General features: G+C 65.8%; 24 protein-coding genes. 11 read left to right on the forward strand and 13 right to left on the reverse strand.

All coding sequences use genetic code 11. The features are described from left to right. Positions 1-6 precede the first annotated feature (6 nt). Entirely contained in the window at positions 7-990 is a 984-nt protein-coding gene (locus EJI00_RS13350; protein ID WP_126747995.1) for a LysR substrate-binding domain-containing protein, read from the reverse strand. A gap of 166 nt (positions 991-1,156) precedes the next feature. Here EJI00_RS13350 and EJI00_RS13355 point away from each other — a divergent pair, with 166 nt between their 5' ends. Then, positions 1,157-1,477: a DUF2917 domain-containing protein gene (locus EJI00_RS13355; RefSeq protein WP_126747996.1), complete on the forward strand. Its 321-nt coding sequence runs from the start codon at positions 1,157-1,159 to the stop codon at positions 1,475-1,477. A gap of 50 nt (positions 1,478-1,527) precedes the next feature. Here EJI00_RS13355 and EJI00_RS13360 read toward each other — a convergent pair whose 3' ends face one another. Further along, positions 1,528-1,932, reverse strand: coding sequence for a BLUF domain-containing protein (locus tag EJI00_RS13360; RefSeq protein ID WP_126747997.1), 405 nt, complete (start codon positions 1,930-1,932; stop codon positions 1,528-1,530). Between the two features lie 120 nt (positions 1,933-2,052). Here EJI00_RS13360 and EJI00_RS13365 point away from each other — a divergent pair, with 120 nt between their 5' ends. Then, entirely contained in the window at positions 2,053-2,793 is a 741-nt protein-coding gene (locus tag EJI00_RS13365) for a Crp/Fnr family transcriptional regulator (protein ID WP_260590718.1), read from the forward strand. 27 nt (positions 2,794-2,820) lie between these two features. Here the strand turns inward: EJI00_RS13365 and EJI00_RS13370 are convergent, their stop codons facing one another. Then, complete coding sequence (locus EJI00_RS13370; RefSeq protein ID WP_260590710.1) at positions 2,821-3,708, reverse strand: DUF6279 family lipoprotein; 888 nt, start codon at positions 3,706-3,708, stop codon at positions 2,821-2,823. Here EJI00_RS13370 and glmU point away from each other — a divergent pair. Further along, the gene (gene glmU / locus EJI00_RS13375; protein WP_126747999.1) at positions 3,707-5,137 is read left to right on the forward strand and encodes a bifunctional UDP-N-acetylglucosamine diphosphorylase/glucosamine-1-phosphate N-acetyltransferase GlmU; all 1,431 of its coding nucleotides are present in this window, start codon (positions 3,707-3,709) and stop codon (positions 5,135-5,137) included. The genes EJI00_RS13370 and glmU overlap by 2 nt on opposite strands. Before the next feature lie 13 nt (positions 5,138-5,150). On the opposite strand, the gene EJI00_RS13380 is transcribed toward glmU, so the two are convergent. Then, the gene (locus EJI00_RS13380; protein WP_126748000.1) at positions 5,151-5,633 is read right to left on the reverse strand and encodes an Lrp/AsnC family transcriptional regulator; all 483 of its coding nucleotides are present in this window, start codon (positions 5,631-5,633) and stop codon (positions 5,151-5,153) included. Between the two features lie 138 nt (positions 5,634-5,771). Between EJI00_RS13380 and glmS the strand changes: the two genes are divergently transcribed. From glmS to EJI00_RS13410, 6 genes are all read left to right on the forward strand, one after another. Then, entirely contained in the window at positions 5,772-7,652 is a 1,881-nt protein-coding gene (glmS, locus tag EJI00_RS13385) for a glutamine--fructose-6-phosphate transaminase (isomerizing) (RefSeq protein WP_126748001.1), read from the forward strand. Positions 7,653-7,837: 185 nt separating this feature from the next. After that, complete coding sequence (locus EJI00_RS13390; protein WP_126748002.1) at positions 7,838-8,137, forward strand: hypothetical protein; 300 nt, start codon at positions 7,838-7,840, stop codon at positions 8,135-8,137. A 114-nt stretch (positions 8,138-8,251) separates the two neighbouring features. After that, on the forward strand, positions 8,252-8,557 hold the full coding sequence (locus EJI00_RS13395; RefSeq protein ID WP_126748003.1) for a hypothetical protein: 306 nt from the start codon (positions 8,252-8,254) through the stop codon (positions 8,555-8,557). Positions 8,558-8,825: 268 nt separating this feature from the next. Further along, entirely contained in the window at positions 8,826-9,734 is a 909-nt protein-coding gene (locus EJI00_RS13400; protein WP_126748004.1) for a LysR family transcriptional regulator, read from the forward strand. Positions 9,735-9,857: 123 nt separating this feature from the next. Beyond that, entirely contained in the window at positions 9,858-10,718 is an 861-nt protein-coding gene (locus EJI00_RS13405) for an NmrA family NAD(P)-binding protein (protein ID WP_126748005.1), read from the forward strand. A gap of 129 nt (positions 10,719-10,847) precedes the next feature. Continuing rightward, the gene (locus EJI00_RS13410) at positions 10,848-11,396 is read left to right on the forward strand and encodes an AAA family ATPase (protein WP_126748006.1); all 549 of its coding nucleotides are present in this window, start codon (positions 10,848-10,850) and stop codon (positions 11,394-11,396) included. A gap of 156 nt (positions 11,397-11,552) precedes the next feature. Here EJI00_RS13410 and EJI00_RS13415 read toward each other — a convergent pair whose 3' ends face one another. The 4 genes from EJI00_RS13415 to EJI00_RS13430 all read right to left on the reverse strand — a co-directional run bounded on the left by EJI00_RS13415 (position 11,553) and on the right by EJI00_RS13430 (position 15,615). Then, entirely contained in the window at positions 11,553-11,810 is a 258-nt protein-coding gene (locus EJI00_RS13415; protein WP_126748007.1) for a hypothetical protein, read from the reverse strand. Between the two features lie 190 nt (positions 11,811-12,000). Beyond that, positions 12,001-13,266: an MFS transporter gene (locus EJI00_RS13420; protein WP_126748008.1), complete on the reverse strand. Its 1,266-nt coding sequence runs from the start codon at positions 13,264-13,266 to the stop codon at positions 12,001-12,003. Beyond that, the gene (locus EJI00_RS13425; RefSeq protein WP_260590711.1) at positions 13,263-14,045 is read right to left on the reverse strand and encodes a Fe-Mn family superoxide dismutase; all 783 of its coding nucleotides are present in this window, start codon (positions 14,043-14,045) and stop codon (positions 13,263-13,265) included. Before EJI00_RS13425 ends, EJI00_RS13420 begins: the two co-directional genes overlap by 4 nt. 124 nt (positions 14,046-14,169) lie before the next feature. Beyond that, positions 14,170-15,615, reverse strand: coding sequence for a PLP-dependent aminotransferase family protein (locus EJI00_RS13430; RefSeq protein ID WP_126748009.1), 1,446 nt, complete (start codon positions 15,613-15,615; stop codon positions 14,170-14,172). 135 nt (positions 15,616-15,750) lie between these two features. Here EJI00_RS13430 and EJI00_RS13435 point away from each other — a divergent pair, with 135 nt between their 5' ends. Next, the gene (locus EJI00_RS13435; protein WP_126748010.1) at positions 15,751-16,899 is read left to right on the forward strand and encodes a pyridoxal phosphate-dependent aminotransferase; all 1,149 of its coding nucleotides are present in this window, start codon (positions 15,751-15,753) and stop codon (positions 16,897-16,899) included. Here EJI00_RS13435 and EJI00_RS13440 read toward each other — a convergent pair. After that, entirely contained in the window at positions 16,896-18,722 is a 1,827-nt protein-coding gene (locus tag EJI00_RS13440) for a histidine kinase (RefSeq protein WP_260590712.1), read from the reverse strand. The genes EJI00_RS13435 and EJI00_RS13440 overlap by 4 nt on opposite strands. Before the next feature lie 224 nt (positions 18,723-18,946). Between EJI00_RS13440 and oxlT the strand changes: the two genes are divergently transcribed. Further along, on the forward strand, positions 18,947-20,293 hold the full coding sequence (gene oxlT / locus EJI00_RS13445) for an oxalate/formate MFS antiporter (RefSeq protein ID WP_126748011.1): 1,347 nt from the start codon (positions 18,947-18,949) through the stop codon (positions 20,291-20,293). A 100-nt stretch (positions 20,294-20,393) separates the two neighbouring features. Here the strand turns inward: oxlT and EJI00_RS13450 are convergent, their stop codons facing one another. The 4 genes from EJI00_RS13450 to EJI00_RS13465 all read right to left on the reverse strand — a co-directional run bounded on the left by EJI00_RS13450 (position 20,394) and on the right by EJI00_RS13465 (position 22,457). Then, a complete protein-coding gene (locus EJI00_RS13450) occupies positions 20,394-21,149 on the reverse strand; it encodes a response regulator transcription factor (protein WP_126748012.1) in 756 nt (251 codons plus the stop codon). Between the two features lie 7 nt (positions 21,150-21,156). Continuing rightward, positions 21,157-21,447, reverse strand: a complete 291-nt coding sequence (locus tag EJI00_RS13455; protein ID WP_126748013.1) for a DUF1330 domain-containing protein — start codon at positions 21,445-21,447, stop codon at positions 21,157-21,159. Positions 21,448-21,515: 68 nt separating this feature from the next. Continuing rightward, complete coding sequence (locus EJI00_RS13460) at positions 21,516-21,815, reverse strand: tannase/feruloyl esterase family alpha/beta hydrolase (RefSeq protein ID WP_260590713.1); 300 nt, start codon at positions 21,813-21,815, stop codon at positions 21,516-21,518. A 78-nt stretch (positions 21,816-21,893) separates the two neighbouring features. Next, on the reverse strand, positions 21,894-22,457 hold the full coding sequence (locus tag EJI00_RS13465; RefSeq protein ID WP_126748014.1) for an HNH endonuclease: 564 nt from the start codon (positions 22,455-22,457) through the stop codon (positions 21,894-21,896). Positions 22,458-22,465 lie beyond the last annotated feature (8 nt).

Raw genomic sequence — 22,465 nt, forward strand, 5'->3', positions numbered from 1 at the left:
GCCGGCTCAGTCGATGTTGTCCACGGTGTCCGGGTCGGGCACCTCGCCGATGGTCTCGCGCGTGGTGATGGCCTGGGCCTGGAGCCAGTCCCAGAAAGCCCTGATTTCCGGCCGCAGCGCATTGCGCGGCCCGGCAATGAGCCAGTAGCCCATCGGCGAATCCATGCGGTGCTGCGGCAGCACCTCCACCAGGTCGCCGTTGGCCAGGCTTTCGGCAATGAGCGAGCTGCGCGCCAGCGTCACGCCCTGGCCGGTGAGCGCGGCCTGCACCATCTGGTAGGCATAGTTGAAATAGAGCCAGCGCTTGGGTTGCGCCCTTTCCAGGCCGTTCACCTCGAACCAGCGCCGCCAGGTCAGCCATTCGAGGTGCGTGCGGTGCGCGTCGCCGGCCTCGATCAGCGTGAAGCCCGCAATGTCGGCGGGCGTCTTGATGGGCGGGCTGCTCTTCAGCAGCCAGGGGCTCGCCACCGGCGTCAAGGTTTCGCCAAAGAGGCGCACCGCCGTGGCCGGCATGGCCTCGCGAGGACCGTAGCGCAGGGCAATGTCCACGTCGGCCACTTCGAGGTCCACTGCCACGTCGCTGGCGTCGATGCGGATGTCGATTTCGGGGTTGTCGCGCTGAAAGGCCTCTAGCCGCGGAATGAGCCACATCGATGCAAAAGACGCAAATGTGGTGAGCGAGACGCTCTTGCGGCCCGCGCTCTGGCGAATCTGGCGCACGGCCGTATCGATGCGCGGCAGCGATTGCTGCACCGCCAGCAGCAGTTGCGCGCCCGCGCTCGTGAGCTCCACCGCCCGCGTATGGCGCAGGAACAGCGGCACGCCCACTTCTTCCTCGAGCGACTGGATCTGGCGGCTGACCGCCGACTGGGTGAGCGCCATTTCTTCGGCGGCGGCGCGAAAGTTCAGGTGCCGCGCCACGGCTTCGAAGGCGCGCAGGTGTCCGGCCGAAATCGGGCGGGAGCGCAAGTGGGTTTGTGAATGCTGCATGAAAGAGGGCGTGGACGGCATCGATCGATTGATGCGAATTCGGAATCAGTAGGCTACTTCGTTTTCATTGGACTGCCAACAGGCCCCGAACGATCATTCATTCCCGAACTGCGCCATTGCCTCCTTCTGTGTCATCGCACTTCGGCAACGCCCAAGGAGTTTCATCATGTCTACCGCCGTCTGCACCAACGAATCGCTCGCTTCCCTGTCGTCTGCCCGTACCGCTTCCGCCGTTCCCCCGGCTGTGCGCCGCGGTGCCTGGCAAATTGCCCCCGGCGAGGCAATGAGCCTCAAGGCGCGGTCGGCCAGCGTGCTGCGCGTGAAGCAGGGCCGGGTGTGGATCACGCCGGACGCCACCTCGGCCACGGCCAGCGAAGACCTGGTGCTGGCCCCCGGCGAGTCGCTCAACGTGGCCGCCGGCCAGCGTATCGTCATGGAAGCGTGGGATGGCTACGGTGCCACCTACTCGTGGGATCCTGCGGCCTGAACGGTCGACTCCCCACGGCGGAAAGGCGGCTTCGGCCGCCTTTTTCGTTTTCAGCCGTTGATGTCGAAGCTGGAGCGCAGCGCCAGGAAGTGCTTCAGGGCTGCTTCGCCTTCCAGCGCATGCACGCCGGCCATGAGGTGGGGCCCTTCGCTTTCGGCCAGGCCCATGCCGAAGCCCGAGTAGCGGCGGGCGGCCAGGGCGCCCTCGTAGACCACCCGCACGTCGGTGTGCCGTGAATCCTGGTCGATGCGCTGCATCAGCGTCTTCACGGCTTCGGGCGGGCCTTCAAGGTGCTGGCAGAAGCGCATGCCGTCAAAGACCAGGAGACCGGTGATCTGGTGTTGCGCATTGCGTGCACGAGCCTGGGTCACTATGGCGCCGACCGTGGCGGGTGGCAGGTCTTGCGTGAGCACGCTGCAATAAAAAATCTCGAAAAGCGACGTTTCTTCTGTCATGCGAGCGGGTGCGAAAAACGTGCGAAGTGTATGAAGCCCCGGCATACGCCGAAATGTAAAAAGACACAGGTAAAAGGCCTATAGTGGCGCGTGAAATTCGAGGACCATTCACCCCCTGCCTTGCCGCCGCAGGGGGCCAACCCCTGTGACGACTGTGCCTTGCGCAAGCTCGAGGCCTTCTTGCCGGCATCAGCGGATGAGCTCAAGACCATCGAGTCCTTTCGGGTCGGCGCCCGACGCGTTCCAGCCGGCGGCGCCATCGTCGAAGAGCACCGGCCAAGCGCCCAGCTGTTCACCCTTTATTCGGGTTGGGCGTTTCGCTACAAGACACTGAGCGATGGGCGGCGCCAGATCCTGAGTTTTCTTCTGCCCGGCGATTTCATCGGCCTGCAGGACGAGTTTGCCGAAGGCCAGACGCATGGTGTGGAAGCCGTGACCGACACCACGCTTTGCGCCTTTTCGCGCGACCGGCTCTGGGAACTGTTCCATGCCCAGCCCAAGCTGGGCTACGACATCACCTGGCTGGCCGCGCGCGAGGAAAAGATCGTGGACGACAACCTGGTGACCGCCGGCCGCCGCAATGCGAGCGAACGGGTCGCCATGCTCCTGATGCACCTGTACCGCCGCGCCGAGCGTGTGGGCATGGTGCGCGATGGCTGGGTGGAGTTTCCGTTCAACCAGCAACACCTGGCCGATGCGCTCGGGCTCTCGCTGGTGCACACCAACAAGACGCTGCGCAAGCTGCAGGGGCTGGGGCTCTACAAGCTCGATGCGGGCTGGCTGCGCATTCTCGAGCCGCATGCGCTCGAAACGCTGGGCGACTATTTCGAACGCCCGATGCGGCCCACGCCCCTGATCTGACCGCGCGGCGCGTTGCGCCCGGGCAGTTCAGCGCGCGGCCACCAGTTGCCGAAGATCGTCCTGGTAGGCCTGCAGCCGCCGAACGGCATGCTCGCGCTGGCTTGCGCTGGTGGCGTTGTGAAGGGCCGCCAGGTTGCGGCAGCCTTCCTGCAGCAGTGCCTGCTGGTGATCGCGCCAGGGCCCCGGTCGCGGATCGGCAATGCGCATCACGTAGGCATGAATGGCCGCGCGCGCTTCGCCGGGCGGCGGCTTGGTGGCGTTGAAGCCGCGCAGCAGCGCCAGCGCCTCCTGCTGCCGCTGGCGGCGCTCGGCACCGGCCAGCCGCGGATCGAACACCGACTGCGCCACTTGCTGCCGCACCAGTTCGCGCTGCTCGGGCGTCAGCCGGCCGTAGAAATCTTCGAGGCGATCGAGAAACTTCTCGTAGCGCTTCTCCTGCACTTCCGCGGGGCTGCGGTCGAGCCATTCCTTGCGGTATTCGGCGTTGTTCTTTGCGTACTTGCGCTCGAGCTGCTGCAATTGCGCCTCGGTCAGGCTCAGTGCCAGTTCGGTGCCGGCGGGTTCCGCGCGCTCTGTTACCGCCAGCAGGCGTTCGCGGATCTGGTCCGCCATGCGGCAGGCCTGGGCCGCGGTCACGTCGCGCGGGGCCAGGGCCTGCGCTTCCTGCAGCACGCCGAGCACCCGGGGCAACTCGTTCTGACGGTGCCAGCTCAGCAGTTGCGCGAGCTCATCGCGCACCTTGGGCGTTTGCGAACCGTCGAAATCAAGGTACGCGTCGAGCCACCAGTAACTCAGCTCGGGCAGGTTGTTGTAGGCCAGCTTGATCGTGCTGCACGCGCCGAGCGCGGCGGCCACCAGCAGCACGCCGATAATTCGCGCCAAATTGGCGCAACGCATTCGGGTAGAAAGAAGCATGAATCAGATTCCGCAAGACAACCAGGGACCGGTCGACGTGGTCATCATGGCGGCCGGCAAAGGCACGCGCATGAAGAGCAGGCTGCCCAAAGTGTTGCATCGTTTGGCCGGGCGTGCACTGCTCGCGCATGTGACCGGCACCGCGGCGCGCATCGGCGCCCGCCACGTGGTGGTGGTGACCGGCCACGGCGCGGCCGAGGTCGAGGCGGCGATGTCTTCCGGCAACGGCGTCGGCGCCGCCCTGCAGTTTGCCCGGCAGGAGCCGCAGCTTGGCACCGGCCACGCGGTGCAGCAGGCGGTTCCGCTCCTGCCTGAAGACGGCACGGTGCTGGTGCTCTCGGGCGACGTGCCGCTGATCGGCGAGGAAACGCTGCGCGCGCTCATAGCCGCGAGCGCCGGCCAGCGGCTCGCGCTGATGACCATCGAGTTCGACGATCCGACGGGTTACGGGCGCATCGTCCGCACGGAAGGTCGGGAGGGTGAAGTCACGGCCATCGTCGAGCACAAGGACGCCACCGAGGCGCAACGCGAAATCTGCGAAATCTACAGCGGCATGATGGCCGTGCCCGCGGCCCTGCTCAAGGGCTGGCTGGCCCGGCTGGACAACCGCAACGCCCAGGGCGAGTACTACCTCACCGACATCGTCAAGCTGGCCGCCGCCGACGGCGTGCCGGTGGTGGCGCATGTCACGGCCGACGCGCTCCAGGTGGCCGGCATCAACAGCCCCGCGCAACTGGCGGCACTCGAGCGCGCCTGGCAACTGCGGCAGGCCGAGGCGTTGATGGCGCAGGGCGTGCGGCTTGCCGACCCGGCGCGGTTCGACCTGCGCGGCACGCTGGCCTGCGAGGCCGACGTCGAGATCGACGTCAACTGCGTGTTCGAAGGCGCGGTGTTCCTGGGCGAGGGTGTGCGCATCGGCGCCAATTGCGTGATTGCAAATGCGCGCATCGAGGCGGGCGCGGTGATCCACCCCTTCACCCACATCGAAGGCGAGAAGGCCGGCGTAACCGTCGGCGAAAGATCCCTCATCGGCCCGTTCGCACGGCTGCGGCCCGGTGCGCAACTGGGTGCCGAAGTGCACATCGGCAACTTCGTCGAGGTCAAGAACTCGACCCTGGCCGAGGGTGCCAAGGCCAACCACCTGGCCTATCTTGGCGACGCCACGGTGGGCCAGCGCGTCAACTACGGCGCGGGCAGCATCACCGCCAACTACGACGGCGCCAACAAGCACCGCACCGTCATCGAGGACGACGTGCACGTGGGCAGCAACTGCGTGCTGGTGGCCCCGGTCACCATTGGCGCGGGCGGCACCATCGGGGGCGGGTCGACCGTGAACAAATCGACCGAGCCGGGCGCGCTCACCGTGGCGCGAAGCAAGCCGGTGAGCTTCCCCAACTGGAAGCGCCCGCAGAAGAAACCCAAGGCCTGAAGAGGCGGGCCGATTAGCCCAGCGGCAGCCGGGGCTCGAACTTCGCGCGCTTCAGGCTGAAGAAGGCCTTGACGTTGCGCACGTTGGCGTCGGCGTTGAAAAGCCGCTGCGCGAGCGCGCCGTAGCCGGGCATGTCGCGGGCGGCCACCACCAGCACGAAGTCCGGGCCCGGCGAAACGCGCCAGCATTGCTGCACGGCGTCGTCGGCGATCACGCGCGCCTCGAAGGCGTCGAGTGCTGCCGCGTCTTGCCTGTCGAGCGAAATTTCAACCACCGCCTGCAGGCCGTGGCCCAGCACCGTGGCCAGGCGGTCCGGCGAAAGCAATGCGACTTGCCGCTCGATGAGCCCTTCCTGCCGCAGGCGCTGCACACGGCGCAGGCACGTCGGCGGCGAAATGCCGACATCCTCGGCCAGCCGCTGGTTGGTCTGCGAGGCGTCGCGCTGCAGCGCGTCGAGCAGGCGCAGATCTATTGCATCGAGCGAGATTGATTCCATATACGCAGAAATTATGGAATAAAAATCCATATCCTTCGAATGATGAAATAAATCATCATAAATGGCGGAATTTTGAGCGCATATTTTTCTGCCTCGTCTCTACCATCAAACCTCCTCTTCATTCAAAGGCAGCTCACCATGTGCGGCATCGTCGGCGCAGCGTCCCATCGCAACATCGTTCCGGTCCTGGTCCAGGGGCTTCAAAGGCTCGAATACCGAGGTTACGACTCCTGTGGCGTGGCGGTTCATGCGGGCGGCCTTACGCGTGCGCGCACCACATCGCGCGTGGCGGACCTCGTCACGCAAGTGCGCGAAGACCATGTCGAAGGCCTGACCGGCATTGCCCACACGCGCTGGGCCACGCACGGCGCCCCGGCCGTGCACAACGCGCACCCGCACTTCAGCCATGGCCCCGGCGCCGACGCGCAAGGCGCGCGCCCCGGCCGCATCGCACTGGTTCACAACGGCATCATCGAAAACCACGAAGCACTGCGTGCGACGCTCGAGGCCAAGGGCTACGTCTTCGAGAGCCAGACCGACACCGAGGTGATCGCCCACCTGGTCGACAGCCTGTACGACGGCGACCTGTTCGAAGCGGTGAAGGCCGCGGTGCTGCAACTGCACGGCGCCTATGCCATTGCAGTGATCTGCCGCGACGAACCGCAGCGCGTGGTCGGCGCGCGCGCGGGCTCGCCGCTCATTCTTGGCGTAGGCAAGGAAGGCGGCGAAAACTTTCTTGCAAGCGATGCCATGGCCCTGGCCGGCGTCACCGACCAGATCGTCTATCTCGAAGAAGGCGACGTGGTCGATGTGCAGCCCGGCAAATACTGGATCGTCGACCGCAGCCACAAGCCCGTGCAGCGGCAGGTGCGCACCGTGCAGGCGCACAGCGGCGCGGCCGAGCTCGGCCCCTACCGCCACTACATGCAAAAGGAAATCTTCGAGCAGCCGCGCGCCATTGGCGACACGCTCGAAGGCGTGGCCGGCATCGTGCCGGAGCTGTTCGACGGCATCGGGCAGGACGGTGCCACCGGCGCCAGCGCGCACCGCGTGTTCAAGGACATCGACAAGATCCTCATTCTTGCGTGCGGCACCAGCTACTACAGCGGCTGCACCGCCAAGTACTGGCTCGAGGGCATCGCCAAGATCTCGACGCAGGTCGAGATCGCGAGCGAGTACCGCTACCGCGACTCGGTGCCCGACCCCAAGACGCTCGTCGTCACCATCAGCCAGTCGGGCGAAACTGCCGACACGCTGGCGGCGCTCAAGCATGCGCGATCGCTCGGGATGGAGCAGACCCTCACCATCTGCAACGTGGCCACCAGTGCCATGGTGCGCGAATGCAAGCTTGCCTACATCACGCGTGCCGGCGTCGAAATTGGCGTGGCCTCGACCAAGGCCTTCACCACGCAGCTGGCCGGCCTGTTCCTGCTGACCCTTGCCATTGCGCAGAGCAAGGGGCGCCTCACCGAAGCCGACGAGGCGCGCTACCTGAAGGAAATGCGCCACCTGCCCGTGGCACTGCAATCGGTGCTCGCGCTCGAGCCGCAGATCATCGGCTGGGCCGAAGACTTCGCACGCAAGGACAACGCGCTCTTCTTGGGTCGCGGGCTGCACTACCCGATTGCACTCGAAGGCGCGCTCAAGCTCAAGGAAGTGACCTACATCCACGCCGAGGCCTATGCCGCCGGCGAACTCAAGCACGGTCCGCTCGCGCTCGTGACGAGCGAGATGCCGGTCGTCGCGGTCGCGCCGAACGACGCGCTGCTCGAAAAGCTCAAGAGCAACCTGCAGGAAGTGCGCGCGCGCGGCGGCGTGCTCTATGTGCTGGCCGACGGAGACACCAAGATCAAGGGCAGCGAAGGCCTGCACGTGATCCGCATGCCCGAGCACTACGGCGCGCTGTCGCCGCTGCTGCATGTGGTGCCGCTGCAGCTGCTGGCGTACCACACGGCGTGTGCGCGAGGGACCGATGTGGACAAGCCGCGCAATCTTGCGAAGAGCGTGACAGTGGAGTGAGGCGGGGCTGCGGCGCTTGGTCGTTGTTCCTTGCCATTAATGTCGGAGATAGAGCAACAGAGTCTGAGACGGTGCATTAAAGTCTGAGAGAACAATCGGAGGCGGCTATCGGCCAGAACCGGTCATTCATCGCTCCGGCAGAATTCGGCCGGTAGCAGTCATTTGCAGGACCACACCAACGCATCATGAAATGGCCATTTGATCAGCCCCGCAACTGCGCAACGGTCTACTCGAAAAGTGTTTTGGATCGTAGTAAGCCGATCCTGGTCGTTTCACATGACGAGGATGACCACGCATGGCAGTTCCTGGACGGAATCAGCGAGGAGTTGGAAGACCTTGCGATAGCCGGCCTAGGCCACGTCCTGGAAATCGACCCTGCAATAGTGCAGCTCGCAGACCTTGCTCCCGGATTCCGGGCCACTCGCGCGGGCTCTGAAGAGCAATGGATTATCGAACGGGTGCCGCCTGACGAGGACGAGGAGTGAAGTCTCCTCTCCCTCGGACAGCTAACGCCCTCGCTAGGACGGCGGCCACCGCCCAACCTGACGCTCACAATTCCGCCCCACTTCGCCCATCAGCATTCATCCATCAATCCACATATGTCCGGTGCGAAGGTAGTAGTTCAGTTCATTGCTGCAGACGTTGGTGGTCGGACAATGCCCGCATGCCTGACGCAGAAGTACCGACCTCACTTTCGCGTCGGGAGCGGGGAGTACTTGGGCGTCGTCTTTTCCGGCGATGAATCGAGCGAGCCGATTCAGCCTGGGATTTGTATGAATGCGGACGTACGGTTCGTCTACGCGCCCAATGTCGACTACGGGGACCTGGTCGTCGGAGCACAATTTCAGATCCTTGAAGGTGCACGGATTGTCGGAATCGGCGTGATCAGTGAACTGGTCACATGAAAGTCCCGTCGCGGCCATGAGGGTTCGTTCGCGATCCGTCCGAAAGCGGACGCTTCCGCTGCGCACGGCAAGCCGCATCATCTCTCGCCACCGCGCTTGCTCATTGAACCGTAGGGCTGCGCTGGATGCTCCTAGCTGTCAGCCGAATCGCTAGCCACTGCAACCGCCCCGACAACGATAGCAACAACACAGAGAGTTCGATCCCGAGCGTCGCGATTGAAGATGGCGATAGCATGTATGTCGTTTCTTAAATGACAAATTGGCATGTATGGCAGGCTTTGACGATCGGGTGACAAACGGGATCAGCGTGCTGTCCGCGATCGTCGACAGCGGCACGTTTGCGGCGGCTGGCGACATACTGAACATGTCGCAATCTGGCGTCAGCCGGTCGATTGCGCGGCTTGAGGCGCGGCTGGGTATTCGGCTGCTCGAACGCACCACGCGATCTGTCAGCCTCACCGACGAGGGCAGGCGCTTCTACGAGCAGGTGATGCCCCTTTTGGCCGGCCTGGAAGAGGCTGCGGCCTCCGCCGCCCAAGGCGCGGCCGCCGTTCGCGGGCGCCTGAGGGTCAATCTTGATCCGTATTTCTCTCGGCTGATCCTGGGGCCAAGGCTGGGCGCATTCCTCGAGAGCTACCCGCAGTTGCGCCTCGAACTGATCACAACGGATCGCCTGGGCGACCTTGTGGCCGATGGTTTCGATCTGGCCGTGCGCTTCGGAAATCCTCGCCCGTCGACACTGGTTGCACGCAAGCTGCTGGACACCCGGATGGTGACCATCGCAGCGCCCGCCTACCTCAAGCGCTACGGCCATCCCAAAGACCCACGCGAACTCGAGAAGGGCCATCACGTCTGCATTCAGTTCCGTGATCCGGAGTCCGGGCGCCCCTATCCATGGGAGTTTCACAAACGTCGCAAGAAGCTGGTGCTCGAAACCAGCGGCTCGTTGACGGTCAATGATGCCGGAACGCTGTACAGCGTATGCCTCGCCGGTCACGGGATGGCCCAAGTCATGGACTTGGGCGTCGGGCCGATGATTGCCGATGGACGATTGGTCGAGGTGTTTCCAGACTGGCCCGATGAGCGGTTTCCGTTGTATGCGCTGCACCCGTCACGCCATCATGTGCCCGCGAAGACGCGCGCGTTTCTGGACTTCATCGTCGCGCTGCTGCATTAGCCTCCAGCTTCAATGATGATCTTGTGTCATTAATGAAATGACACCCATGTCATTGAAGTAACAAGCTCGTTCTCCGAGACTTCTTGCACCGCGGCTCAGTGCCGCCTTCCCAAGGAGTCTCGAATGTTCGCCATTACAGGAATTACAGGTCAGGTCGGGGGTACCGTCGCAAGGGCACTCATCGACAATGGACAGCGGGTACGAGCAGTCGTGCGCAATGCTGAAAAGGGCGCGGCATGGGCGCGCAAAGGATGTGAGGTCGCAGTCGCGGACCTGTACGATGCCGCCGCACTGAAGAAGGCCTTCGCCGGCGTGCAAGGAGTTTTCTTCCTGCTGCCGCCGGTGTTCGATCCGTCGCCCGACTTTAACGAAGCGCGTCGTGTGATCGCCGCCGTCCGTGAGGCGCTCGAAGTCGCGCGGCCCTCCAAGGTTGTCTCCCTGTCGACGATAGGCGCTCAAGCGCTGCAGCCAAACCTGCTGCAGCAGCACCAGTTGCAGGAGAAAAGCCTGGGAACCTTGCCGCTGCCTATCACCTTCTTGCGCGCCGCCTGGTTCATGGAGAACGCGACATGGGATGTCGCACCGGCCCGCACGACCGGCGTGATCCCGAGCTTTCTCTACCCGTTGGACAAGCCGGTGCCGATGGTCGCCACCGAGGACATCGGGCGCGTGGCGGCCGAGTTGCTCCAGGAAACCTGGCAAGGCAGGCGCGTCGTCGAATTGGAAAGCGCGCGCTTGTCACCCAATGACATCGCCGCGGCCTTTGGGCGCGTGCTCGAACGCGAGGTGCGGATGGAAGCGGTGCCGCGCGCCACCTGGGAGGCGCTGTTCAAGTCGCAGGGGATGAAGAACCCGGTGCCACGCGCCCAGATGCTGGATGGCTTCAACGAAGGGTGGATCGACTTCGAGGGTGACGCATCCAGCACGCGCAAAGGCACCGTGTCCCTGGATACGGTTCTGCAAACCCTGATCGCGCGCGCCTGACAGGAGTCATGACCGCTTTCGAGAAGATCGGACGACGGCTCAGGGCCCGAAGCCCCAAGGCCGCGACCGGCTACAGTCGGCCAGAACCCGACTTTCGAGTGGCCGGCTTTCTAACCATTTTTCAGCAGCATGAAACTTGTTTTTGTCCATGGCCCCGTCGCTTCTGGAAAGCTAACCATTGCGAAGGAACTCGGGCGCATAACCGGCTACGCCGTCTTCCACAACCACTTGGTGGTTGATGCCGTGGCAGCGGTGTTCCCTTTCGGAACCGAGCAGTTTGTGAGGCTGCGCGAAAAAATGTGGCTCGACATAATGCGCGAGGCGGCAATGGCTAAGCGGTCTCTCATCTTCACGTTTGCGCCAGAGCCGACGGTCGTCGAAGGCTTCGACGGGCGGGTGGTGGAGCGCGTGAGGGCCGCCGGTGGCAGTACCCATTTTGTGCAACTGACCGTTCCTGCAGCCGTACAAGAGAAACGTCTTACGGCGCCGAGCCGGGCTGCTTTTGGAAAGCTTCAGTCGGTGGACCTTCTGCGTGAATTGCGCACCCAGTTTGAAGCGTCCGAGCGGGCGATGCCGAAAGGGGAAGTAGTCATTGATACCTCCGCTCTCGGCCCTGCAGAGGCCGCACGCAAGATTGCCGAAACATTGGGTCTGCCACTCCTGCCAACTCCTCACTAACCGCGGCCATTTGAGACAATGAGGCGTCGGCTCCGCGGGAGGTCACACCGAGCGTCCGCTCCCGGGCGGGCTGAAGGTCAGCAGTGGGCCCCAAGCAGACGTACAACGGCGCTCACCTGTTGCGCGCGTGCCAATCGCCAACGCAACGCTCCCACATCACTCGCGCTCCCCCGCCTCCGCGCCAGGCTCCGTCTTGACCAATCCGCGGATGTTGAGCGCTGCAAGGCAGGCTTGCAAGGCGATGAGCGCCGTAGCCGAGGTGTGAACGCCCCAGACGGTCCAGAGCACGTTGCTCAGAAGGAATACCCAGAAACCAAGGTTGCGGCGGCGTTTGTCGAGCGAGGCGACCAGCCACGCTGCAGCGACTGAAGCCACGAATGCCGGCCATTGCACCAGATCAAGCGCTTCGCTCATGGCAAACAGGGTGGCGTCGGCTGCTTTTCCGATTCGTCAGGCGATATAGAACTCCGATGTAGGCGGCGCCCGCGGCAGCTGTGCAGCCTCGCTGACGGATGGGCCGCACGCTCCACACACGCGCCGAGGGTTCTTGAAGATTTCGCCGCAAGCCAAGGCTGTCAATTTCCACGAAGGCCAGGTGTGATGGCTACTCTCCGTCCAACCGGTCCCGCCGCATGGCACGCCACAGCGCGAGGTCGTAGCCGATCTTCAGCAGCCCGCAGGCGATGAGCGGTAGCGAGATCCATCCCGCTGCAAACAGCGCGCCGCTGATCGTCGGGCTGATGGCCGCGGCAAGGCTGCGCGGCACGGCCGTGAAGCTCGCCGCGGCGCTGCGCTCCGCCGGTGTGACCACCGCCATCACATACGCCGTTCGCGTGGGCACGTCCATCGACGACAGCGCACTGCGAACCATCAAGAGGCCGAGCGCGATCGGCAAGCTGGGCGCCAGCGCCGCAAGTACCAGGCAGACGTTGGCCGGCAAGTGCGTGAAGACCATGGTGTTGAGCAGGCCGATGCGTCGGGCGACCACCGGGGCGGCAAGCTGCGATGCCGCGCCGAGCAAACCGGTCCAGAAGAAGAACACGCCCGCCTGGGTCAGCGAGAGGCCGAACCGCTCCAGCAGCCACAGCGACATCAGCGCGTTGATGGCGAGTCCACCGGCAAACGAATCGACGCTGAAGAGCGCCGCCAGCCGCATCACCACGCGCCGCGACGGCCCGAGCGGCGCCGGCGGCACAGGCGCGCCGTTCGGGCTGCTGCCGGTGCCGACGTGCGCGGGCAGCTTCCGGTAAAGCCAGAACACGGCCAACCCGATCACCGCGTAGACCACGAACATTCCGCGCAGTGCTTCAGGCCGCGTGAACCCGCTGTGCCGAACCAGCCAGTCGGGCACTGCCGCGGCCAATGCACCCAATGCCGCACACAACGCACCCAGCAGGCTGTAGCGCGCGAACAGGGCCGTGCGGGCGTGCCCCTGCGCCGCCGCAGCCAGCCGTGAATGCTCGAGCGGAAGGAACACGCTGACGTCGCCGGAACTGGGATTGAGCGTACCGACCAGTGCGACGATCAGCAATGGCCAGAACGACGTCAGGCCCGCAAAGCCCAGGCCCGTGGCCGCCATCAGCAAGGCGGCGCCGCGAAGCAGCCGGCCGCCCGCGAAGCGATATCCCCAGGCGCCCACTGCGAGGGTGGCAAGCGCCGAGCCCAGCATCGTCGCGGTGGCGACGATACCGACCTCCAGCGTACCCAGGCCGATCGACAGCAGATAGGCCGGCAACAGCACGGCCATGTAGCCGTCGCCGAAGGCGCGCAGTCCGCGGGCGGCGAGCAAAGGCACGGCGCCCGGGTCGACTCCGGCTGGCAGCAGTTTTGCGAGACCGGTGCGCGGCTCTGGCGAAGGTGCGGCGCTCATCGGCTTGGCCCGGGAGGCTTGGCCTCGACGGCCCGGCCGGCGGCCTGCCAGCCGTCGAAACCGCCGCGCAAATACCGCGCATCGATGCCCATGGCGCGCAGCCGCATCGCGGTGCTGCGCCCGACCTCATGCCCGTAGACGCAATAGACCACGACGTCGCGGTCCGCCGGCAGCTCGGAGGCCCAGCGGTCCACGGCCGACGGATCGCGCCACGTGGCCCCTGGAATCATTGCGGCCGCCTGCTCGAACACGCCGGCCCGGCGAACGTCGAGCAGCGTCGATCCGGCGACCTCATCTTGCGTCGCGCCGAAGGGCTCACTGGCGGCGTGCACGGCCTGCTGGTAGCGCTCGTACACGCGAGCCCAGTGGATGTTCCTCATGAAGGTGTCGACATGCACGCCCGCAGCGGCGCCGCGGTCCAGATGGTGCGCGTGCTCGTACATGTCCAGTGTCAGGATGGGTGTGGCGCCCGCAAGCGCGTGTGCATGGTCGGCGGCCCACTGGTTGACCAGCGTGCCCTCGCGCGGCTGAAAGCTCAGCAGCACCCAGCCCGAGTCCCCGACAAGCGCCTTGCCCATGGCCGCGAACTCTTCGCGCCAGCGTTCGGCACTGCCGAAGTTGGCCGAGAGGGCAAGCGCCATGGCCGGCTCCATCGGTTCGCCGTTGCCGCCGAGCGAGGCGAGGTACAGCTCGTGCAGCAGCATCGGGTCGAAGGGGGAAAGCTGGAGGGGAACGGGCGCAGAAAGCGCGTGAGATGCGTCAGGCGAAGTGGTGTCCACGGAGTGCTCCGTTGTGAGTCACCAGCGCTTGGACGGGACACCGTCTGACTTTGCAGAACGGGAGGCTGTTTTTCCCGATGCCGGCATCGTACACCGGCTTTGAATCCGTTGTCCAAGCCGGGAGTCACGAACTCGGAGTGCGCAGCGCAAACGCCTTGCGCGCCATGGCGCCGAGCGTGCGCAGGCCCTTTTCGATCCGCATGTCCCAGCCGTGGCCGCCGCTCAGCCGCAGGCAGTGCGCGTATTTGCCGCTGGCCGAGAACACGACGCCGGGCGCGAAGCAAATGCCTTTTTCGAGCGCCTCTGCAAACAGAAGGCGCGTGTCGGCCGGCTCGGGCAGTTCGACCCACAGCACAAAGTTTCCTGCGGGCCGCGACACCTTAGTGCCCGGCGGAAACGCCTGCTCGATCACCCGCGTCATGCGGCCCAGCGTGTCGGCAAACTCGCGCCGGATGCGGCGCAGGTGCCGGTCGTAGTCGCCGTTGGAGAGAAAGGTGGCCAGCGCCACCTGGGTCAGCACCGGCGTGGCAAGGCTCGTGGCGAACTTGGTTTCGAGCACCCGCGCCATGTGCCGGCCGGTCGCGATCCAGCCGATGCGGTAGCCGGGCGCAAGCGTCTTTGAAAAAGAGCCGCAGTAGATGACGTTGTCGTGCGTGTCGAGTGCGCTGAAGGGCAGGGGCCGTTCCTCGCCGAAGTGAACGTCGCCGTACACGTCGTCTTCGATCAGCGGCACGCCATGCTTCGCGAGCAGGCGCAGCACGGTGCGCTTGTTCTCTTCGGGCATGGTGCAGCCCAGCGGATTGCTGAAGCTCGACGCCAGCACGCAGGCGCGCACCTTGCCCGAGGCCACGATGTCGCCCAGCGCATCGACGTCCACGCCGGTGACGGCATCGGTCGGCAACTCGACCACCTTGAGCCTTTTCGCGCGCAAGACCTGAAGCAGCCCGAAGTAGGTGGGCGATTCGATCGCGACCGTGTCGCCGGGCTCCGTGACCGCGTCGAGCGCGAGCGCCAGCGCCTCGGTGCAGCCGCAGGTAATGGCAATGTCGTCCGGCGACAGCGCCTGGCCGTAGCGCAGCGCGCGCCGGGCAATCTCCAGGCGCAGCAACATCTCGCCGCGCGGCGGCGAGTAGGTATTGCTCTGACCGCCCTTCACGCGTGCCGTGCGCGCAAGCACGAGGTCCAGCTTGGACGATGACAGCAGCCGCTGGTTGGGAATCGCGCAGCCGAGCGGCACCAGGGTGTCGTCCGACGCATGCTCCAGCATGTCGAGCATGAGGCCCGAAAGCTCCACGTTGGCGGGCCGGATCGAATGCCGCGTGGTTGTTGGAACCGGCAACGCGGGCGGCGCCTTGGCAACGTAGTAGCCCGACTGCGGCCGCACCTCGAGGATGCCGCGGTCTTCGAGCAGGCGGTAGGCCTGCACGGCCGTGCTGAGGCTGGTGCGTTGCTGCGTGCTGATCTCGCGCAGCGACGGCGCCCGCATGCCGGGCCGCAGCGCGCCGCGGCCGGCGAGCCCGGCCACGAAATCAGCGACTTCTTCATAGCGGAACCGGGGAGATTGCGACACGCTTGAATCCTGCTTTCATGAACGGCACGGCATGCAACTGTACTGCACCTAATTTCAATAAATTGTGGCTGTTATCGCGAGTCACGAAACGGCAATATCAATGCACAGCCACAACAATCGATCAAGCAGCAGTACATGGCACGGTTTCCGGACAACGAAATCATCTCCCTGGTCAGCAAGGCGCCCCGGTTCGATCTCGCGGAAAGCGTGGGGCCGAGCGTGCGGCTCGCGGAACTGATCGACATGGCCTTTGGCGATGACGCCGATTTTTCGCTGGACTACGGAACGGCGGCGGGCAGCCCGGAGCTGCGACAGGAGATCGCGAACGAAAACGGCGTGCACGCCGACGACGTCGTGGTCACGGTCGGCGGCATGCACGCGCTCTTTCTCATTGCCTTCACTCTGTGCCAGGCGGGCGACGAAGCCGTCGCGGCCGAGCCGGTGTTTCCGCTCGCGCGCAATGCGCTGACCGCGGTGGGCGCCGTGACGCGCCCGCTACCGCTCAGCTTCGACATGGGCTACCGAATCGACCTGGATGCACTTCGAAAGCTGCTGTCCCCCAAGACGAAACTGGTGAGCCTGGCCTCGCCGCAGAACCCCTCGGGCGTTTCGATTCCCGAGCAGACCCTGCAAGACATCGTGGCGATGCTGGCCGAGCACGCGCCCGATGCCTGGCTGCTGATCGACGAAACCTACCGGGAAGCCGCCTACGGCGAAGATGCCGCCGCGCCGAGCGCCGCATGCCTCGGGCCGAAGGTTATCTCGGTTTCTTCGCTGTCCAAGTCCCATGGGTCGGCGGGCTTGCGCATCGGCTGGGCCATCACACGCGACACGGCACTGCGCCAGGCGCTGGTGACGGCAAAGTTCAGCACGGTGATCTCCTGTTCGCCGGTCGACGAGGCGCTTGCACTGGCCGTGTTCAGGCAGCGCGAGCGGATCATCGGCGAGAGGCGCAGGCTCCTCGCGCAAAACCTGCAGCTGGTCGAGAACTGGGTGTTGCGCCATCCCGGCCACATCGACTGGGTGCGCCCGGATGCGGGGGCGTTGTGCTGCATGCGGCTCAAGCCCGAAGTCTTCGACGCCGCGGCGGTCGAGCGTTTCTACGCGACGCTGGCCAGGTACAGCACGCGTGTCGCACCCGGCGCGTGGTTCGGAGACGACCCGCTGGTGTTCCGGCTGGGCTTCGGCTTGCCCACGCTCACGGCGCTGGCCATTGCGCTGGAGTGCGTGTCGGTGGCCCTGACCGAGGCCACGCGGGCGCCAGAGGGCGCGGCCGCCTTCTAGCCCGTGCTTTGCCCGCGCTGCGTCCAGCGCAGCGACACCCAGGTGCCTTCGCCGCGGCGGCTCTCGATGCGTAGCCGCGCACCGATTGCATCGGCCTGCTCGCGCAGCCCCACGATGCCGTAGTGCCCAGCAGCACCCGCGCTCGGCTCGAAGCCGATGCCGTCGTCGCCGATCTCCAGCTCGACTTCATTGCTCGCAACGCTGTGCAGGCGAATCAGCAACCGCCGCGCGCCCGCATGGCGTTCGACGTTGCGCAGCACTTCCTCGCACATGTGGAACACGGTTTCCGCCGGCTCCGCCGCCAGGTCGGCCAGCGCGGGGTCCATCTGGCAGTCGAGCTCGATGCCGGTGCGCTCGCTCTGGCTCTTGGCCAGCTCGGCCAGCGCCGCGCCCAAACCGATGTCGCGCACCGGGTTGCTGCGCAGTTGGTCGATGGCACGGCGTGCCTCGTCCAGCCCGTCGCGCGCCGCGCGCTCGGCCCGAACCAGTTCGTCCGGCAGCGCATCGGGGCGGCTCGATGCCAGGTGCTTGAGCACGCGGATCTCTGTGAGCATGGCCATCATCGAATGCGCCAGCGTGTCGTGCAGCCCGCGCGCCAGGCGCAGGCGCTCGCGCACCACCGCGGCATCGCGTGACTCCTGCGCGAGCCGGCTGATCTCGTCGGTGCGCTGCCGCACGCGCTCGTCCAGTTCGGCATTGAGCCGGCGCAACTCGTCGCGCTCACGCTGCAGCGTATTCAGCAAACGGTCGAGCGCGCTGCCCAGCCGCGCGGCTTCGTCGGCACCCTGCGGCACCTCGATGCGCGTGGCGCTTCCGGCCAGCACCGCGTCCGCTGAATGCGCGATCACGCTCACGCGCCGCGTGAGGCGGTGCGCCACGATGATGCCGGCGACAGCGGCCGCCAGGCCCAGCAGGCTCAACACGATCGAGATGCGCCATTCGATGGCCGTGGCAAAGGCCGCGACCGATTCGACCGGCTGGATCACCACCGCCTGCCAGCCGAGCCGGCGCAGCGTGCCGTCGCGCGCATTGGGCGGAGAGGCGATCAGGTAGGGCCGGTTGTCCAGCAGCCGGCGGGTGCGGATGCGCGTGGGCAGGTCGGATCCGTCGTTGCCCAGCCCGGCGACGACGGGGTCGAATGGCGTGATGGGATCGCCCACCTCTTGCCAGCGCTTGCCCAGCAGCACGGCCGGCCCGTGGCGCACGACGCCGTCGCGGTCGATCAGCAGCCATTCGCCGGGCGAGGCGCGGATTTCGGCCACCATCTGCTCCACCCAGCTCCAGCTCAGGTTGGCGGCTACCACGCCGATGATCGCCCCGTCGGCATTGCGCACCGGTGCGGTGAGCTTCAGGAAGCGCTCACGCGGCGAGCGGCCTTCCTCGATCCATGCGGCGTTCAGGCCTTGCGAAATCCACGCGTGCTGATTGACGTTCTGGCCCACCACCTGCTCGTCGGTCGCCGCGACGATGAAGCCGTCGGCATCGGTCACCGCCAGCCAGATCAGGTCGGGCACGCCGCGGCGCACCGCCTCGAGCGAGCGCTTGAGGCGCGCGCCTTCGCTGTGCTGCACGTCTTCCGACAGCATGGCCGCCACCACGCTGACCGCCTGCAGGCGCAGCAGCAGCGCGGTGTCGAGCTCGGCATTGACGTGCTCGGCCGCGGCTTCCAGCCGCTGGCCGTGCTGCTCGAGCAGCGTTGCACGCACGAAGCTGCGCAGCCACAGGTTGGCCACCAGCGCCAGGCACAGGGTGAGCGCAATCAGCAGCCAGCCGATCGCGGCGGCCATGGAGCGCCGTGGGTCGATGCGACGTGCGAGGTTCATTGGCTGCGGATTCTCGCAAACGCGAGCCGTGACTTTCGGCATGGGTAGTTCCCCTGAGTCCTCGGGGTTTGTCTCGACTCGCTGCGTGACTTCCGGCAGGCGCGCCGGCGGCGGTTTGCGGCAACAGTTGCACCCATCGCGATCCGTGCCCCCAGCGCGACTGATTCCCAACCCTGCAACGTGCCGCGACGCGATCGGCGCGACAACGAATGGAGACGAAGCGAATGAACCCCACTTCCCCGACATACATCTCATCCGGCGCGCCGCCGCGATTGATCGACAACCGCTGGCTGCAGCTGGTGGTCGGCATCGTCTGCATGATTGCCACGGCCAACATCCAGTACGCGTGGACTCTGTTCGTGCCGGAAATCCAGGGCAAGTTCGGCTGGGAGCGTGCGTCGATCCAGGTCGCCTTCACCATCTTCGTGCTGGTGCAGACCTGGCTTGCGCCCATCGAGGGCTACTTCATCGACAAGTTCGGACCGCGCCTGATCGTGGCCTTTGGCGCGCTGTTCATCGGCGCGGCCTGGGTCATCAACTCGCAGGCCACCACGCTGATGGGCTTCTACATCGGCGCGGCCGTCGGCGGCATTGGCGTGGGCTCCATCTATGCCACCTGCATCAACAACGCGCTCAAGTGGTTCCCCGATCGTCGCGGCCTGGCGGTGGGCCTGACGGCCGGCGGCTACGGCGCCGGCTCGGCCGCCACCATCCTGCCGATTGCGGCAATGATCGAATCGTCCGGTTTCCAGGAAGCTTTCCTGTTCTTCGGTTTGCTGCAGGGCTCGCTGGCCTTTGCCGCGGCCTGGTTCCTGCGCCAGCCCAAGGGCAACGAGGTGCGCGGCTCGGCCAAGGTCGCGCAGAGCCGGCGCGACTACACGCTGGGCGAGGCGCTTCGCACGCCGCTGTTCTGGCTGATGATTTTGATGTTCTCGTGCGTGGTCACCGGCGGCATGATGGCCGTGGCGCAACTGGGCGTGATCGCACAGGACCTGGGTGTGAAGAACTTCAAGGTCGACCTGTACTTCGTCACCATGGCCGCACTGCCGCTCGCGCTGATGCTCGACCGCGTCATGAACGGCATCTCGCGTCCGCTGTTCGGCTGGATCTCCGACCACATCGGCCGCGAGAAGACCATGGTGATCGCCTTCACGCTGGAAGGCATCGGCATCATCGCGCTGGGCTACTTCGGCCACAACCCGTGGGCCTTCCTGATCCTGTCGGGCGTGGTCTTCCTGGCCTGGGGCGAGGTGTATTCGCTGTTCTCCGCACTCGCGGGCGATGCCTTCGGCACCAAGCACATCGGCAAGATCTACGGCGTGCTGTACTGCGCCAAGGGCATCGGCGCGCTGTTCGTGCCGCTCGGCAACCTGATGATGGAAGCGACCGGCACCTGGTCGACCGTGCTCTACACGGTGGCGGCTCTCGACCTGTTCGCCGCCTTCCTGGCCATCGTCGCGCTGCGGCCGATGCTGGCAAGGCACACGGCCAGCAATGCGTCGTATGCGTCTTCGCCGGCGCCTGACCTTGCGATGCCGGGCGGCCTGTCGCCCGCGGGCCGCACGGCCTGATGACCTGAGACCAACTGCCATCCCACGCGCACCCGCGGAGCCGGCTTTGCCGGGCTTTGGGGTGCGTTTCGCATTCAGGGCGCCGAAGCGCTTCGGAGGGTTATTTCTTCAACACCAGCACAGCCAGTTCGGTGCGTGTGTTCGCGTGAAGCTTTTGCATGATCCGGCTGACGTGGTTCTTCGCCGTTCCCTCGGCCAGGTTGAGCGCCGTGGCAATCTGGCGATTGCCGTAGCCCTTGGCAATCAGTTCGAGCACGGCGGCCTCGCGGTCGGTCAGCGGCTTGGTCGCCGCATCGGGCCCCGACAACTCGCCGGGAACGGTGGCCTGCGGCTCGGCGCGCAGGTCCGGCGCAGGCGCGGGCGGTGGCTCCTGCGCAACGCGGTCGGCCAGGAGCCGGAACTGGTCCATCACCTTGCGCGCGATCTGCGGCGTGAGCCGTGACTCGCCGCGGTGCACCGCCCGCACGGTGTCCAGCACCTCTTCCTCCGAGGCGTCCTTGAGAAGGTAGGCCTGCGCGCCGGCACGCACCGCGTCGAAGACGAGGTCGTCGCGGTCGAAGGTGGTCAGCACCATCACGCGTGTGTGCGGCAGCGCGGCCGAGATCTCGCGCGTGGCGAGCACGCCGCCCTTGCGCGGCATATGCAGGTCCATCAGCACCACGTCGGGCAGCAGGCGGCGGGCCAGCTCCACGGCTTCGATGCCGTCGGCGGCCTGGCCGACCACTTCGATGTCCAGCGCGGCATCGAGCAGCATGGCCATGCCGCGGCGGATGAGTGCCTGGTCGTCGGCAATCAGCACGCGAATCCGCGGCGCGGCATGCGGTGCAGGCGCCGACGGCTCGGCAATGGTGCTCATGGCAGGCTCAGACGCCTTCGATGATCCGCAGGTCCCGCTCGGCGCCGTCGCCCAGCGCGGCGAGCGCGGCCTGGTAGTCGGGGCTGTCATGCACGGCGCGGGCCTGTTCGACGCTGTCGAATTCGATCAGCACGGTGCGCTCGGCCAAGCCGTATTCATAAACCTGCGCGGGCATGCCCCGCGCCAGGAAACGCCCGCCGCCCGCAGCGATTGCGGGGCCGGCGAGTTTTGCATAGGCCGCGAGTTTGTCGGCATCCTTGACGGCACGGTACGCGCTGACCCAATAGGCTTTTGCCATGGTGATTTCTCTCAGTTGCAGAGCGAGCAATATAGCGTGCTCGCCGCTTCAGCGCTCGGGTTCGCAACTCAGGATGTGCAGGCGTAGTTGGCCGCCAACCGGGATGCTGCAGCATCGTTGGCCGGCCCGGTGTACCGCGGGTATTGCGGGTATTGGCACAACGGCCGGCTGAGCACAACGGCTCCATCGGCGTCGCGCTTTTCCGCGACCAGCGTGGCCGGTGCCGCGCTCTTGGTCACCCATTGGTCGAGGGCCGTCAACAGGTCTGCCGAATCGGCGCCCGGTCCTCCGGCGCAGTGGTTCACCCCCGGCGCGATGTAGAAGCGCGTGGATGCATCGGCGGCCGGGGCGCCCACCGCGTTTCGCATGTTCGCGTGGGTGCTTCGGCGCGCCAAAGGAAAAAGGGGCACCCCTTGCGGAGCGCCCCTTTTGTTCGTTCAGTTCGTTCAGTTGAGCCTCGAGCCCTTCGGCAGTCGGCTTGCGAGCCACTCGTGCACGTCGGCTCGCACGTTACGGCCTTCCAGGAGAAAGTCTTCCCAGCGGCTTGGCACGTACGGCAGGTAGACCAGCTTCATGCCGGCTTCCTCGGGCAGGCGGTCTGCCTTTTCCGAGTTGCAGGGGCGGCAGGCCGCGACCAGGTTCATCCAGTCCCAGCCGCCGCCGCGGCTGACGGGAAGGATGTGCTCGCACGTGAGGTCTTGTTCGCGAAAGTGTTGCGCGCAGTAGGCGCAGGTGAAGCGGTCGCGCACGAAGAGCTTGCGCCGGCTGTAGGCCGGGGTGTGATCGAACAGGTTCACCTTCGCGCAGCCCTTGAGCGCGATGATCGGCGAAATCTCGAGCCGGGATTCCGCGCCGCGCGCCACGTTGAAGCCCCCGCGCATCGTCGCCAGCGGACCTGCGCCGTCCTCCCACACAACAGAGTCCGTTGCATAGTGAGCAGCGGCGTGCTCAAGCGAGATCCAGGCCTGCGGCGTTCCCTGGATGTCGAGCTGAAGAACTTGGGGTTTCATGATGACGG

The organism is Variovorax sp. DXTD-1 (assembly GCF_003984625.1).
In the GTDB taxonomy this organism is placed as follows: Bacteria; Pseudomonadota; Gammaproteobacteria; order Burkholderiales; family Burkholderiaceae_C; genus Variovorax.